The 12,841-nt window shown below is 73.9% G+C and carries 14 protein-coding genes; 8 read left to right on the forward strand and 6 right to left on the reverse strand.

Annotated features, from left to right (window positions below):
• Positions 1-87: 87 nt before the first annotated feature.
• Together ACZ5OX_RS09305 and ACZ5OX_RS09310 are read right to left on the reverse strand one after the other, a co-directional pair.
• Positions 88-861, reverse strand: a complete 774-nt coding sequence (locus ACZ5OX_RS09305) for an ECF subfamily RNA polymerase sigma factor, BldN family (protein WP_465629614.1) — start codon at positions 859-861, stop codon at positions 88-90.
• Between the two features lie 605 nt (positions 862-1,466).
• Positions 1,467-2,498 (reverse strand): HAD family hydrolase, encoded by a 1,032-nt coding sequence (locus ACZ5OX_RS09310; RefSeq protein WP_465629383.1) that lies wholly within the window; start codon positions 2,496-2,498, stop codon positions 1,467-1,469.
• A 102-nt stretch (positions 2,499-2,600) separates the two neighbouring features.
• Here ACZ5OX_RS09310 and ACZ5OX_RS09315 point away from each other — a divergent pair, with 102 nt between their 5' ends.
• The 7 genes from ACZ5OX_RS09315 (at position 2,601) to hemB (ending at position 10,006) form a co-directional block, all read left to right on the forward strand.
• Positions 2,601-2,894 carry a glutaredoxin family protein gene (locus ACZ5OX_RS09315; protein ID WP_465629615.1) on the forward strand — a complete coding sequence of 98 codons (294 nt, stop codon included), beginning with the start codon at positions 2,601-2,603 and terminating at the stop codon, positions 2,892-2,894.
• A 171-nt stretch (positions 2,895-3,065) separates the two neighbouring features.
• Positions 3,066-3,815 (forward strand): 3'-5' exonuclease, encoded by a 750-nt coding sequence (locus ACZ5OX_RS09320; protein WP_392867706.1) that lies wholly within the window; start codon positions 3,066-3,068, stop codon positions 3,813-3,815.
• Positions 3,816-3,922: 107 nt separating this feature from the next.
• Positions 3,923-4,819, forward strand: coding sequence for a redox-sensing transcriptional repressor Rex (locus tag ACZ5OX_RS09325; protein ID WP_465629617.1), 897 nt, complete (start codon positions 3,923-3,925; stop codon positions 4,817-4,819).
• A 25-nt stretch (positions 4,820-4,844) separates the two neighbouring features.
• The gene (locus ACZ5OX_RS09330; RefSeq protein ID WP_392867703.1) at positions 4,845-6,185 is read left to right on the forward strand and encodes a glutamyl-tRNA reductase; all 1,341 of its coding nucleotides are present in this window, start codon (positions 4,845-4,847) and stop codon (positions 6,183-6,185) included.
• A 41-nt stretch (positions 6,186-6,226) separates the two neighbouring features.
• Entirely contained in the window at positions 6,227-7,234 is a 1,008-nt protein-coding gene (gene hemC / locus ACZ5OX_RS09335; RefSeq protein WP_465629384.1) for a hydroxymethylbilane synthase, read from the forward strand.
• 73 nt (positions 7,235-7,307) lie between these two features.
• Positions 7,308-8,957 (forward strand): bifunctional uroporphyrinogen-III C-methyltransferase/uroporphyrinogen-III synthase, encoded by a 1,650-nt coding sequence (locus tag ACZ5OX_RS09340; RefSeq protein WP_392867697.1) that lies wholly within the window; start codon positions 7,308-7,310, stop codon positions 8,955-8,957.
• Between the two features lie 68 nt (positions 8,958-9,025).
• A complete protein-coding gene (hemB, locus tag ACZ5OX_RS09345; protein ID WP_465629385.1) occupies positions 9,026-10,006 on the forward strand; it encodes a porphobilinogen synthase in 981 nt (326 codons plus the stop codon).
• Positions 10,007-10,091: 85 nt separating this feature from the next.
• Here the strand turns inward: hemB and ACZ5OX_RS09350 are convergent, their stop codons facing one another.
• The 3 genes from ACZ5OX_RS09350 to ACZ5OX_RS09360 form a co-directional block, all read right to left on the reverse strand.
• Positions 10,092-10,361, reverse strand: coding sequence for a hypothetical protein (locus ACZ5OX_RS09350; RefSeq protein WP_449791029.1), 270 nt, complete (start codon positions 10,359-10,361; stop codon positions 10,092-10,094).
• A gap of 211 nt (positions 10,362-10,572) precedes the next feature.
• Positions 10,573-10,920: a rodlet layer protein gene (locus ACZ5OX_RS09355; RefSeq protein WP_465629386.1), complete on the reverse strand. Its 348-nt coding sequence runs from the start codon at positions 10,918-10,920 to the stop codon at positions 10,573-10,575.
• Positions 10,921-11,004: 84 nt separating this feature from the next.
• On the reverse strand, positions 11,005-11,349 hold the full coding sequence (locus tag ACZ5OX_RS09360) for a rodlet layer protein (RefSeq protein ID WP_359902775.1): 345 nt from the start codon (positions 11,347-11,349) through the stop codon (positions 11,005-11,007).
• 299 nt (positions 11,350-11,648) lie between these two features.
• Here ACZ5OX_RS09360 and ACZ5OX_RS09365 point away from each other — a divergent pair, with 299 nt between their 5' ends.
• The gene (locus ACZ5OX_RS09365) at positions 11,649-12,314 is read left to right on the forward strand and encodes a hypothetical protein (protein ID WP_465629387.1); all 666 of its coding nucleotides are present in this window, start codon (positions 11,649-11,651) and stop codon (positions 12,312-12,314) included.
• Between the two features lie 77 nt (positions 12,315-12,391).
• Here the strand turns inward: ACZ5OX_RS09365 and ACZ5OX_RS09370 are convergent, their stop codons facing one another.
• On the reverse strand, positions 12,392-12,769 hold the full coding sequence (locus ACZ5OX_RS09370) for an ADP-ribosylation factor GTPase-activating family protein (RefSeq protein ID WP_449809466.1): 378 nt from the start codon (positions 12,767-12,769) through the stop codon (positions 12,392-12,394).
• Positions 12,770-12,841: the final 72 nt, after the last annotated feature.

Below are 12,841 nucleotides of genomic sequence, written 5' to 3' on the forward strand. Positions count from 1 at the left end.
ATCGACCGTTCACCCTGACGTGTCGGCCGGGCGCGAACGATGACGGCCCGGTAGGGCGTATGGCGCCGGTGCCGTCCGGGGCGCGGCTCATCGCGCGTCGGGCGGGAGCAACCGGGCCAGGGTGCGGACGGCGCGGTACTGGAGGGTCTTGATGGCGCCCTCGTTCTTGCCCATGATCCGGGCCGTCTCGGCCACCGAGAGCCCCTGCAGGAAGCGCAGGGTGACGCACTCCTGCTGCTGCGGGTTGAGCCGGCGCACCGCGTCCAGCAGGGCGGCGTTGGAGAGCGACTCCAGCACCGACTCCTCCGGGCTGCGCTCGCACTCGTTGGAGTCGAGCATCTCGCCGGTGGTGACCTCCAGCCGGAAGCGGCTGGACTTGAAGTGGTCGGCGACCAGGTTGCGGGCGATGGTGACCAGCCAGGCGCCGAAGTCCCGGCCCTGCCAGGTGAAGGTGCCGATCCGGCGCAGGGCGCGCAGGAAGGTCTCGCTGGTGAGGTCCTCGGCGGTGGCCCGGCTGCCGACCCGGTAGTAGATGTACCGGTAGACGGTGTCCGCGTAGTGGTCGTAGAGCCGGCCGAAGGCCTCGCTCTCACCGGCCTGGGCCCGCTCGACCAGCTCCATGATCGGGTTGTGCTCGGTCTCGTAGCCGGGGCTGGGCGCGGTCCGGGTGCGCCCCCGGCCGGTGCCCGCGCTGCCGGTGCGGCCGCGTGAGCCGGTGCCGGCCGAGCCGGCGGCGGTGGTGCGCAGCGCCGGGCCGGATGTCGCGGGCTGGCCGAACGATCCTCCGGCGAGCACCGGTTGGGGCGAGGTGGGGAGCTGGGTGCGGAGCAGGGTGCGCAACAGGTCCAGGCCGGTGGAGATCTGCCGCTCGACGGCCGGCCGGCCGCGCAGGCCGGTGCGGGGGCGCAGGGGCGCGGACGACGGGCGGGAGGGTGCAGGCGCGTCGTTCCGGACGGGTGGGTACACGGGACTCCCAGAGGCAGAACTGTGGACGGATCACCTCCGCCTGCGCGGAGAGCACCCCCGCGGCGTCCGTTCGAGCGGGACGCGTGGTGGCGTGCATCCAGGAGAGAATAACGCTTTGTGCAATGACAGCTACGCCGTGTGGTCGAAGTGGTCGTTTGGGATCCATTTGTTGTGCATATTCGGCTGATAGTGACCGGAGCTGTCATCGTTCATCCGGCTCAACGTGATCGAACGGGCGCTCAGGGTGACCAATTTGGCGGCCTGGGGGGCGGTTTCCCAGCCTTGGGGCTCGGCAATCCCCGACTTTCCCGGACTGGCGAACGATCAGAACCGGTCACCCGGCGACAGATTCGCGCAGGCGGCCCGGACTGCCGTGTGGTGCGGGGGAGTTCGCCCGTAAGAGGGGCCAGGTCAGAGGCCCTGTTGACGTCCGCTCACTCGTCAGGGCGAGCCCGCCCGGACAGGCCCCGGGCGGCGTTCGGGCGGCCTCCCGGGCGGTCTCAGCCGCGCCGTCGCCGTCGGTTCAGCGCCACCCCGGCCGCCGTCGCGCCGGCCAGCACCCCGAGCGCGGCCGCCGCCGGCAGCCCCACCCGGGCCGCCTTGCGCCCGGTCCGGAAGTCCCGCACCCGCCACCCCTGGGCGCGGGCGTGGCGCCGCAGCGCGCCGTCCGGGTTCACCACGTACGGGTGGCCGACCAGCGAGAGCATCGGGATGTCGTTGGCCGAGTCGCTGTAGGCGGCGCAGCGGTCGAGGTCGAGGCGCTCGCGCCGGGCCAGCGCGCGGACGGCGGCGGCCTTGGCCGGACCGTGCAGCAGGTCGCCGACCAGCCGGCCGGTGTAGTGCCCGTCCGTGGCCTCGGCGACGGTGCCCAGCGCGCCGGTCATGCCGAGCCGCCGGGCGATGATCCGGGCCACCTCCAGCGGGGCGGCGGTGACCAGCCAGACCCGCTGGCCGGCGTCCAGGTGCATCTGGACCAGGGCGCGGGTGCCAGGCCAAATCTTGTCCGCCACGACGTCCTCGAAGATCTCCTCGCAGATCGCCTCCAGGTCGGCGGTGGGCTTGCCGGCCACGATGCCGAGGGCGGACTGCTTGGCGTCCGAGATGTGCTCCGGGTCCTCGGCGCCGTGCAGCCGGAACCAGGCCTGCTGCCAGGCGAAGCGGGCGATGTCGCGGCGGGTGAGGAAGCCGCGGCGGTAGAGGCCGACGCCGAGGTAGAAGATCGCGGCGCCGCGCAGGATGGTGTTGTCGCAGTCGAAGAAGGCGGCGGCGCGGGGGTCGTCCTGGTCCGGCGTGTGGTTCCCGGCCGGGGCCTTGGGGGCCTTGCCGGACTTGCCCGCGGCCGGCGCTTCCGGCCCGGCGCCGTCCGTTCCGGCGCCGTCCGTTCCGGCATCGCCCCCCGGCCCCGGGGCGGGTGCCGGCCCGGGCTCGGCCCGCAGCGCGGCCTCGGCCGCCTCGGCCGCGGCTTCGCCGGCCAGGGCGCTCCGCTCGCTGCTGGAACGCCTTGCCTGGGTGAGCCTTCTGAGCACGGCCATGTCATCGAGGATAGCCAGCCGGCCGCCTGGCGGCCGTGACGGAGCCGTGCCCGCGAGGTGAACAGCTCCACCGGCTGCCGGCCCCCGGAGCGGGTGGGGGCGATGGCGGAGAATGGGACGGTGAGCCCACTGCTGCGACGTAAGAGCCCCCGGCCCGCGGACCGGACCGTGACCCTGGTCGGCAAGCCCGGCTGCCACCTGTGCGACGAGGCGCGCGAGGTGATCCTCCGGGTGACGGGGGAGCTGGGCGTGTCCTTCGAGGAGCGGGACATCACCCAGGACGAGGAGCTGTTCCGCCGCTACTGGGAGCAGATTCCGGTCACCCTGATCGACGGCCGCCAGCACGACTTCTGGCGCGTCGACGAGCGCCGGCTGCGCACCGCGCTGGGCGCCTGAGCGGGCTTCTGACCCGGCGTTCGTCCGTACACCGACCCCGCCGAACGGCGGGGTCGGTTCGCCGAATCGTTGCCGAAGACACGCCGTTCCGGCCTGGGGCGGGGCGGGTCGGTCGGCTTACGATCGAACGCGTTTGCGCCCGTGGGGGGCTGAGCACACGAGGAGTGCGCCATGCTTCCCGGCCCTGTCCCAGGCACGCCCGGAGTCCCGTCCGGGAGCCCCCGGGGCTTCGCCGTGGTGGACGTGGAGGCGACCGGCCGCAGCCCGTGGCGGCACCGGGTGGTCGAGGTCGCGGTGGTGCTGCTCGACGAGCGGCTGCGCCCCGAGGGGGAGTTCGCCACCCTGCTGGATCCGCTGGGCCCGGTCGGCCCGACCCATGTGCACCGGATACGGCAGTGCGACGTCGAGGGCGCCCCGCGCTTCCGCGAGATCGCCCCGCGGCTGCTGGAGCTGCTGGCCGGCCGGGTGCTGGTCGGCCACCACGTCAGCTGTGACCACGCCTTCCTCGATCGCGAGTTCGCCCGGATCGGGGTGCCGCTGCCGCCCGTCCCGCTGCTGTGCACGATGCGGCTGGCCCGCGCCCACCTGCCCCAGGCCCGCGGCCACGGCCTGGCGGCCTGCGCGGAGGCGGCCGGCCTCGGCTGGTACCCGGCGCACACCGCGCTGGGCGACGCCCGGGTGACCGCCGAGCTGCTGCTGCACTGCCTGGACGCGCCGTCCTGCCCGCCGGACGACTGGACCGGCCCGCTGCGCGAGGCCGCCCGGGTGCCCTGGCCCCGGCTGGGACGGGCCCGCTCCCGCCCGTCCGCGGCCGCCGTCCCGCTGCTGCGCCGGGAGGCTCCGTACGGCCCCTGGCTGCCGGATTCCGAGGCCCCGGAGGTGCTGCTGACCCACTCCGGTGCTATGGGTTCGATGGCGTGATGCGCATCACTGTGCGGGGACAAAACGGACACCATCTTTGTGCACACGTTCACAAACGCATAGCCTGGCTGCCAAAGCCCAGCTTCACCCACAGGAGCACCGTGGCAATCGGCCGATCACCACAGAGCAGTTCGCAGACGCCCGACCAGGGCGCCGCGCGCCGACCCTCGCGTGCCCGGGGCATCCCGGAGGCGACGGTCGCCCGCCTGCCCCTCTATCTGCGGGCCCTCACCGCGCTCTCCGAGCGCTCGGTGCCGACCGTCTCCTCCGAGGAGCTGGCCGCCGCGGCCGGCGTGAACTCGGCCAAGCTGCGCAAGGACTTCTCCTACCTCGGCTCCTACGGCACCCGCGGCGTCGGCTACGACGTCGAGTACCTCGTCTACCAGATCTCCCGCGAGCTCGGCCTGACCCAGGACTGGCCGGTCGTCATCGTCGGCATCGGGAACCTCGGCCACGCGCTCGCCAACTACGGCGGGTTCGCCTCCCGCGGTTTCCGGGTGGCCGCCCTGTTGGACGCCGATCCCCACGTGGTCGGTTCCACCGCGGCCGGACTTCCGGTGCGGCACATGGACGAGCTGGAGTCGATCGTCGAGAGCCAGCACGTCTCCATCGGCGTGATCACCACCCCGCCCGGCGCCGCCCAGCAGGTGTGCGACCGGCTGGTGGAGGCCGGCGTCACCAGCATCCTGAACTTCGCCCCGACCGTGCTGACCGTCCCGGACGGCGTGGACGTGCGCAAGGTGGACCTCTCCATCGAGCTCCAGATCCTCGCCTTCCACGAGCAGCGCAAGGCCGGCGAGGAGCCGGACGACCGCGCCGAGTCGGTGCTGGACCGCGCCCCCGGTCCGGTCCGGGCGGCCGCCGCCAAGCTGCGCCGCGCGGCCGGCGGCAGCGGCAAGGCCCGGGGCGCCGTCGAGTCGACGGCCAAGGACCAGGCCGAGCAGGCCAAGGGAAAGGCCGCCAAGGGCGGCGACGGGGATCTCTCCGCGGTGATGCCCGCATGAACACCGAGAGCTGTGGGGGGCGGGCATGAGCCTTCTCGTCGTAGGGCTGAGCCATCGCACCGCCCCGGTCGGGGTGCTGGAGCGCGCCGCGCTGACGGGTGACGTACCGACCCGGCTGCTGCACGACGCGGCCGCCACCGCGACGGTGGGCGAGGCCGCGCTGCTGAACACCTGCAACCGGATCGAGCTGTACGCGGACGTGGACAAGTTCCACGCCGGCGTCGCCGAGCTGTCGCTGCTGCTGGCCCACCACAGCGGGGTGGACCTGGAGGAGCTGACCTCCCACCTGTACGTCCACTACGAGGACCGCGCCGTCCACCACCTGTTCTCGGTGGCCTGCGGTCTGGACTCGATGGTGGTCGGCGAGGGCCAGATCCTCGGCCAGCTGCGCGACGCGCTGGCCAAGGCCCAGGACGAGCACACCGCCGGGCGCGGCCTGAACGAGCTGTTCCAGCAGGCGCTGCGGGTCGGCAAGCGGGCGCACAGCGAGACCGGTATCGACAAGGCCGGCCAGTCGCTGGTCACCTTCGGCCTGGAGCAGGTCGCGGCGGGCGCGGGCGAGATCGCCGGCAAGCGCGCGCTGGTGGTCGGCGCCGGCTCGATGAGCTCGCTGGCCGCCGCCACCCTGGTCCGCTCCGGCGTGACCGACCTGCTGATCGCCAACCGGACCCCGGCCCGCGCCGAGCGGCTGGTCGAGATCCTCGGCCCGGACGTGGCCCGGGTCCTGGACCTCGCCAAGGTGCCGGAGGCGCTCGCCGACGTGGACCTGGTGATCTCCTGCACCGGCGCGGCCGGTGTGGTGATCAGGGCCGAGGACGTGGCCGCCGCGGTCGCCTCCCGCCGCTCGCCCGAGCCGCTCGCCCTGCTCGACCTGGCCATGCCGCGCGACGTCGACCACACCGTGCACGAGCTGCCCGGCGCCCTGCTGGTCGACCTGGAGAGCCTCTCCCACGCGCACGCCGCCAGCCCCGGCGCCGGCGACGTCGACCAGGTCACCCGGATCGTCTCCGACGAGGTGACCGCCTTCGGCGCCGCCCAGCGGGCCGCCCGGATCGCGCCGACCGTGGTCGCGCTGCGCTCGATGGCCTCCGACGTGGTCGCCGCCGAGCTGGGCCGGCTGGACTCCCGGCTGCCCGACCTGGACGAGCGCTCGCGCGCCGAGATCACCCAGACCGTCCGCCGCGTCGTCGACAAGCTGCTGCACGCCCCGACCGTCCGGGTGAAGCAGCTGGCCGCCGAGCCCGGCGGCGCCTCCTACGCGGAGGCGCTGCGGGAACTGTTCGACCTCGACCCGGCGGCCGTGCACGCCGTGTCGGGCACGCCCGTCGGCGGCGCGCCCCAGCCCTCGGCCGGGGGCACCAGATGAACCGTCAGCCATCCCACGAGTACCACCGGGACGATCACCTCATGAATGGTCAACCGATCACGGAGCAGCCCTCGGCCACCGCGGCCCTGCGGCTCGGCACCCGGCGCAGCGCCCTCGCCATGGCGCAGTCGGGCATGGTGGCCCGCGAGGTGACCAGGGTCACCGGGCGCCCCGTCGAGCTGGTCGAGATCACCACCTACGGCGACACCTCCCGGGAGTCGCTGGCGCAGATCGGCGGCACCGGGGTGTTCGTCTCCGCGCTGCGCGACGCGCTGCTGGAGGGCCGGATCGACTTCGCCGTGCACTCGCTCAAGGACCTGCCCACCGCCGCCCCCGAGGGCCTGGCGCTGGCCGCCGTCCCCGAGCGGGAGGACGTCCGGGACGCCCTGGTCGCGGTCGAGGGCCTGGCCCTGGACGAGCTGGTGGAGAAGCTGGCCGGCGCCGGCCGTCCGGCCCGGATCGGCACCGGCTCGCCCCGCCGGATGGCGCAGCTGAACGCCTGGGCCGCCGCCCGCGGCGTCCAGCTGGAGACCGTCGCGATCCGCGGCAACGTGGACACCCGGATCGGCTTCGTGGCCAACGGCGAGCTGGACGCGGTGGTGCTGGCCACGGCCGGCCTGAACCGGCTCGGCCGCAGCGCCGAGATATCCCAGCACCTCGACACCGAGGTGATGATCCCGGCTCCCGGCCAGGGCGCGCTCGCGATCGAGTGCACCGCCGCCGACACCGCGCTGACCGCCGCGCTCGCGGCGCTGGACCACGCCCCCACCCGGGTCGCCGTGGCCGCCGAGCGCGCCCTGCTGGCCACCCTGGAGGCCGGCTGCTCGGCACCGGTGGCCGCGCTGGCCACCTGGGGCCGGGAGAACGAACTGCGGCTGGACGGCGTGGTCGGCGACCCCGACGGAACCGCCCTGCTGAAGATGTCCGCCAACGGTCCGATCGTCCTCGACGAGAACGCCGAGCAGCAGGCGGCGGCCCTCGGCCGCGCGCTGGCTGACCGGCTGCTCGCCGCGGGCGCGGCCGCCCTGATGGGGGAGCGAGCCCGATGAGCGAGCGAAGCGAGCGAATCATGAAGAGCTGCGCGTTTCGCGAAGAGACCGCCGAGCGCAGCGAGGTGGGCGCATGAGCCCCACCGCCGCCACCGACGCCCTGTTCCCGGCGGGACAGCCCGCCACCGGACGGTGCACCTTCCTGGGCGCGGGCCCCGGGGACCCGGGCCTGCTGACCCTGCGCGCGGTCGAGGTGCTGTCCACCGCCGACGTGCTGGTCGCGGACCCGCTGACCGCCGCCGCCGTGCGCAGCCACTGTCCGGCCGGCGTGCTGGTGCACGCCCCGGTCGCCGAGGGCGCCGACTTCGACCTGGCCAAGCTGGTCGCCGAGGCCGTCCGCTCCGGCAAGCACGTGGTCCGCACCGTCGACGGCGACCCCGGCCTGGACGGCTGCGCCGCCGAGGAGATGCTCAGCTGCGCGGGCGACGGGATCCCGTTCGAGGTGATCCCGGGCGTCGCCCAGTCGGTCGGCGTCCCGGCGTACGCGGGCGTCCCGCTGCGGGCCGGCTCCGGCACCGACGTGCGCTTCGTGGACGGCGCCGCGCTGCTGGCCGGCGGCCCGGTGGACCTGGGGGTGCCGGAGACCACCCTGGTGGTCCGCACCACCCTCGGCCAGCTGCCCGCCACCGCCGCGGCCCTGGTCGCGGGCGGCCGCAAGCCGGAGTCGGCGCTGAGCGCCACGCTCTCCGGCACCACCACCCGCCAGCGGACCTTCACCTCCACGCTGTCCGGCATCGCGGCCGACCTGAAGGCCGCCCGGGTGCTGCCCTCGCCGGTCTCCGCCCCGGTCGACCCGGCCACCTCGGTGATAGCCGTGGTGGGCGAGCAGGTCGCCCACCGGGCCTCGCACTCGTGGTTCGAGACCAAGCCGCTGTTCGGCTGGAACGTCCTCGTGCCGCGCACCAAGGAGCAGGCCACCGGCCTGTCGGAGCAGCTGCGCTCGTACGGCGCGGTGCCGCAGGAGGTGCCGACCATCGCGGTCGAGCCGCCGCGCACCCCGCAGCAGATGGAGCGGGCCATCAAGGGCCTGGTCACCGGCCGCTACGAGTGGATCGCCTTCACCTCGGTGAACGCGGTGCGGGCCGTCCGGGAGAAGTTCGAGGAGTACGGCCTGGACGCCCGCGCGTTCGCCGGGATCAAGGTCGCGGCGGTCGGCGAGACCACCGCGCAGGCGCTGGTGGACTTCGGCGTGAAGCCGGACCTGGTGCCCTCCGGCGAGCAGTCCGCGGCCGGCCTGCTGGAGGACTGGCCGCCGTACGACCCGGTCTTCGACCCGATCGACCGGGTGCTGCTGCCGCGCGCCGACATCGCCACCGAGACCCTGGTGGCCGGCCTGGTCGAGCTGGGCTGGGAGGTCGACGACGTGACGGCGTACCGGACGGTGCGCGCCTCGCCGCCGCCGGCCGAGACCCGCGAGGCGATCAAGGGCGGCGGCTTCGACGCGGTGCTGTTCACCTCGTCCTCGACCGTCCGGAACCTGGTCGGCATCGCGGGCAAGCCGCACAACGTCACCGTCATCGCCTGCATCGGCCCGGCCACCGCCAAGACCGCCGAGGAGCACGGCCTGCGGGTCGACGTGATGGCCCCGGCGCCGTCGGCGGCCGCGCTGGCCCAGGCGCTGGCAGACTTCGGGGCCAAGCGGCGCGACACCGCGACGGCCGCCGGTGAGCCGGTCTACCGGCCCAGCGAGCGCCGTCCCGGTTCCCGCCGCAAGGCCCGCTGACATCCCTCACGGCCGGGGGCGGCCGACCGTCGCCCCCGGTACTGCACAACCGTTCGGAGAGAGAAGCCGTGTCCGCTGAATTCCCGTACGTACGCCCGCGCCGGCTGCGACAGAGCCCGGCGATGCGCCGCCTGGTGGCCGAGACCCGGCTGCACCCGGCGGAGCTGATCCTGCCGCTCTTCGTCCGCGAGGGCGTCAGCGAGCCCGTCCCGGTGACCTCGATGCCGGGCGTGGTCCAGCACACCCGCGACACCCTGCGCAAGGCCGCGGTGGAGGCGGCCGAGGCGGGCCTGGGCGGCCTCATGCTGTTCGGCGTCCCCGAGGTGCAGGACGCGATCGGCAGCGAGGGCACCAACCCGGACGGCATCCTCCAGCAGGCGATCCGGGACGTGGTCTCCGAGGTCGGCGACTCCCTGGTGATCATGTCGGACCTCTGCCTGGACGAGTACACCGACCACGGCCACTGCGGCGTGCTGGCCGCCGACGGCAGCGTCGACAACGACGCCACCCTGGAGCGCTACGCCGAGATGGCCCGGGTGCAGGCCGACGCCGGCGTCCACCTGGTCGGCCCGTCCGGCATGATGGACGGCCAGATCGGCGTGATCCGGCGGGCGCTGGACGAGGCCGGGCACCAGGACGTGGGCATCCTCGCCTACACCGCCAAGTACGCCTCGGCCTTCTTCGGCCCGTTCCGCGAGGCCGTCGGCTCCTCGCTCAAGGGTGACCGCAAGGCCTACCAGCAGGACCCGGCCAACGCCCGCGAGTCGCTGCGCGAGCTGGCGCAGGACATCGCCGAGGGCGCGGACATGGTGATGGTCAAGCCGGCCATGTCCTACCTGGACATCGTGCGCCAGATCGCCGACGCCTCCCCGGTGCCGGTCTCCGCGTACCAGGTGTCCGGCGAGTACGCGATGGTCGAGGCGGCCGCCGCGAACGGCTGGATCGACCGGGATCGGATGATCATGGAGACGCTCACCTCGATCCGCCGCGCGGGCGCCGAGCAGATCCTCACCTACTGGGCCCTCGAAGCCGCCGCGATGCTGAAGTAGCGGACCCCGTACGACGGAAGGCCGGGCCGCCCCCCGTGGGGGAGCGGCCCGGCCTTCCGGGTCTCCGGCCGGATGCCGGCGTCGCCTAGATGCCGACGTCTCCGGCGTGCGCGAAGCCGACGCCGCCGCCGACCAGGTCGGTCGCGGTGGCGGCGCCGCCACCGAAGCCCCCGGCGGCGGTGTCCCCGGCGTGGGCGAGGCCGAAGGCCTCTCCGGCCAGGAACGGCTGGTCGGCGGAGGCGACGAACTCGCCGCCGCCGGCGACGCCGACGTGGGCGAAGGCCGGGGTGGCGGCACCCGCGAGCGCCAGAGCGGCGGCGGCGGTCAGGGCGGCCTTGGCCAGCTTGCTCTTCATGGAACTGCCCTCTCTCTCGGAGCGCCCCCGCGGGCGCTCTGACACGTGATCACATCCGGCGTCCCGGTCCGGCGCCCCGTGCGCCGGACCGGACCGCGCTCACCCGGCCGGCCGCGCTGCCGCGCGGCCGGCCGGACACCTCGTCCGCACAGCCCGGAGGGCCCGGGGAGGTGTTTCTCCCCGGGCCCTCCGACCGTGCTGCGCCCCTTGATCAGCCGATCAGGTGCGAGACACCGCCGTCGCCCGAGGACTGGGTGTTCTGGCCGACGTTGCAGATCTGCTTCGGCTGGTTGTTCAGGATCGGGACCTCGATCGGCACCGCGACGCCGACGAGGGCGGCGACGGCCACGTTGTGGATCTCCGGCAGGCAGATGTTCGGGTTGTCCAGAACGTGGTTGTTCGGGCTGCCGTTGCCCAGGGTGCCGGTGTGGTTGGTGCCGCCGTTGCCCTGGACGGAGGTGGCGGAGCCGTCCGAGTCGACGATGGCGGAGGCCGAACCGGCGGACATCGCGAGGGCCGCGGCGGCCAGGCCGACGGCGGCGAGGGACTTCTTGATCATTTCTGGTCTTCCTCTCGGGGTGAATCGGGGAGCGATTCGTAGGTGGATCGGAGGGTGGTGCAGGGAGAACGGAGCGGCGACCGATCAGCCGATCAGGTGGGACACGCCGCCGTCGCCCTGGCTCTGGGTGCCCTGGCCGACGGTGCAGTACTGCCTGCCGCCGTTGTTGGCGATCGGGACCTCGACCGGAACGGCCACGCCGAGCACGCCGACGGCGATGTTGTGGATCTCCGGCAGGCAGATGTTCGGGTTGTCCAGGAAGTGGAAGTTCGGGCTGTTGTTCCCGACCGTGCCCGTGAAGTTGGTGCCGCCGTTGCCCTCGATCGAGGCGGCCGCGCCGTCCGCGTCACCGATGGCGGAGGCGGGCGCGGCGGCACCGGCCAGCGCGGCGACGGCCAGGCCGGCAGCGGCGAAGGACTTCTGGATCATGGCGAGATCCCTCTCTGAAATGCTCTTTGGATTCCGTGCGTACAACGCTGAGAACGCTCAGACCCGGTCTGCAGTCACTGACGTCCAGATCAAAGAACGACGGCACGGAAGGTTACGGGGATTCTTGAAAAGAGTCGCGGAGGCGCGGCGGCGACGGGAATCCGATCGGATTATTACGCCGAATCGGTTAACCGCCGCAATCCGCGCTCCCGGTCACTCGTTGAGCAGATCGCTTTCCGGCTGCGGCCTCCGCAGCCCTTCCAGTGATCTCCAGTACGGACAGCAGAACGGTGAAAAGCATGAAGTTCTCCAAGCGGGCCGGCGCGATGCTGCTGGCGGTCGGTGCCGGTGTGCTCGCCTCCCAGGGAGCGGCTTGCGCCGCCGCCCCCGCCGGTCTCGACCAGGTCGGCGCGCTGGAGGACGCGCTGGCCACCCAGCAGGTCCCGGCGGACGTCCCGCTCGCCCCACTGGGCAGCCGCCTCACGGCCGGCATCCCGACCTCGCTGCTGATGCCGCCGGTGCCCGGGCCGACCACCAGCGCCGGCGGCGCGCTGCTTCCGGAGCAGATCGTCCCCCAGCTGAGCACCGGCAAGGTCGGCCCGAGCGCCAACGCCGAGCTGCCGCTCCCGCTGGTCGACCAGGGCGCCGACCTCGGCAAGGTGCTGCTGGACGCCCCGGCCGCGCCGCTGCACGCCAAGACCCCCGGGCTCACCCTCGGTCAGCCGCTCGCCCTCGCCCAGGACGGCACCGGCCAGCTCGCCGACGGCCGGCTGAAGCTGGACGAGATCGACCCCCGCCTGATCTCCGGCGCGGTGCAGGTGGTCCCCGGGGCCAAGGCCAGCCTCGGCGGCGAGGACAGCCGGCTCTCCCTCACCGACACGGCGGGCGCCCTGGCCGGGACCGCCGCCGTGATGACCGGAGGCGTGGTGGAGCAGACCGGCCTGACCGACCTCGCCGAGTCCTGACCGGCCCGCGGGCGTACGAGAGCCCGGCACCCCGACCGTGCGGCGGGACGCCGGGCTCTCGTACGCCCGGAGGGGGCTCAGCCCGGGAGGAGGCCGGTCAGCCCGCCGACCAGCGGGAGGTCCTTGACGCCGCCGCCGGCGCTCAGCGGGCCGGTCAGCGTCCCGGTGCCGATCTCGGGCAGGCCCTGGTCCGGCTGGAGGGCCGCGCCGTTGTTGAGGAAGTCGGCCGCGGAGTTCGCCCACGGGTCCAGCCGCAGGCTCTTGATCGGCGCGATGCCGTAGCCGAGGCCGGTGGTCGTCCCGTTCAGGGCCTGGCCGACGTCGGTCTTGGTCAGCGTGGCCTGGCCGGGGGCCGCCTGGTCGGGCGCGGTGGCGGCCTGCGCCGTGCCGGCGCCGAGCAGCACCGCGGCTCCCGCGGCGGCGGCCAGGGCGGCCGCGCTCTTCTTCGAAACCATCGTGATCACCCTTCGGTGGATCGGGGAGCCCGGACGGCTGTCCGGGGACGCCGAGCTGCCCCCCGGCCGGTC

It is taken from the genome of Kitasatospora sp. NPDC032121, from assembly GCF_055580145.1.

Excerpts from the sequence above, each read along its gene's own strand:
- ACZ5OX_RS09360 (WP_359902775.1), bottom strand. The coding sequence starts at position 11,349 with ATGATCCAGAAGTCCTTCGCCGCTGCCGGCCTGGCCGTCGCCGCGCTG.
- ACZ5OX_RS09315 (WP_465629615.1), top strand. The coding sequence starts at position 2,601 with ATGGCGGAGAATGGGACGGTGAGCCCACTGCTGCGACGTAAGAGCCCC.
- ACZ5OX_RS09355 (WP_465629386.1), bottom strand. The coding sequence starts at position 10,920 with ATGATCAAGAAGTCCCTCGCCGCCGTCGGCCTGGCCGCCGCGGCCCTC.
- ACZ5OX_RS09350 (WP_449791029.1), bottom strand. The coding sequence starts at position 10,361 with ATGAAGAGCAAGCTGGCCAAGGCCGCCCTGACCGCCGCCGCCGCTCTG.
- ACZ5OX_RS09370 (WP_449809466.1), bottom strand. The coding sequence starts at position 12,769 with ATGGTTTCGAAGAAGAGCGCGGCCGCCCTGGCCGCCGCCGCGGGAGCC.
- ACZ5OX_RS09340 (WP_392867697.1), top strand. The coding sequence starts at position 7,308 with ATGAGCCCCACCGCCGCCACCGACGCCCTGTTCCCGGCGGGACAGCCC.
- ACZ5OX_RS09320 (WP_392867706.1), top strand. The coding sequence starts at position 3,066 with ATGCTTCCCGGCCCTGTCCCAGGCACGCCCGGAGTCCCGTCCGGGAGC.
- hemC (WP_465629384.1), top strand. The coding sequence starts at position 6,227 with ATGAATGGTCAACCGATCACGGAGCAGCCCTCGGCCACCGCGGCCCTG.
- ACZ5OX_RS09310 (WP_465629383.1), bottom strand. The coding sequence starts at position 2,498 with ATGGCCGTGCTCAGAAGGCTCACCCAGGCAAGGCGTTCCAGCAGCGAG.
- ACZ5OX_RS09330 (WP_392867703.1), top strand. The coding sequence starts at position 4,845 with ATGAGCCTTCTCGTCGTAGGGCTGAGCCATCGCACCGCCCCGGTCGGG.
- ACZ5OX_RS09365 (WP_465629387.1), top strand. The coding sequence starts at position 11,649 with ATGAAGTTCTCCAAGCGGGCCGGCGCGATGCTGCTGGCGGTCGGTGCC.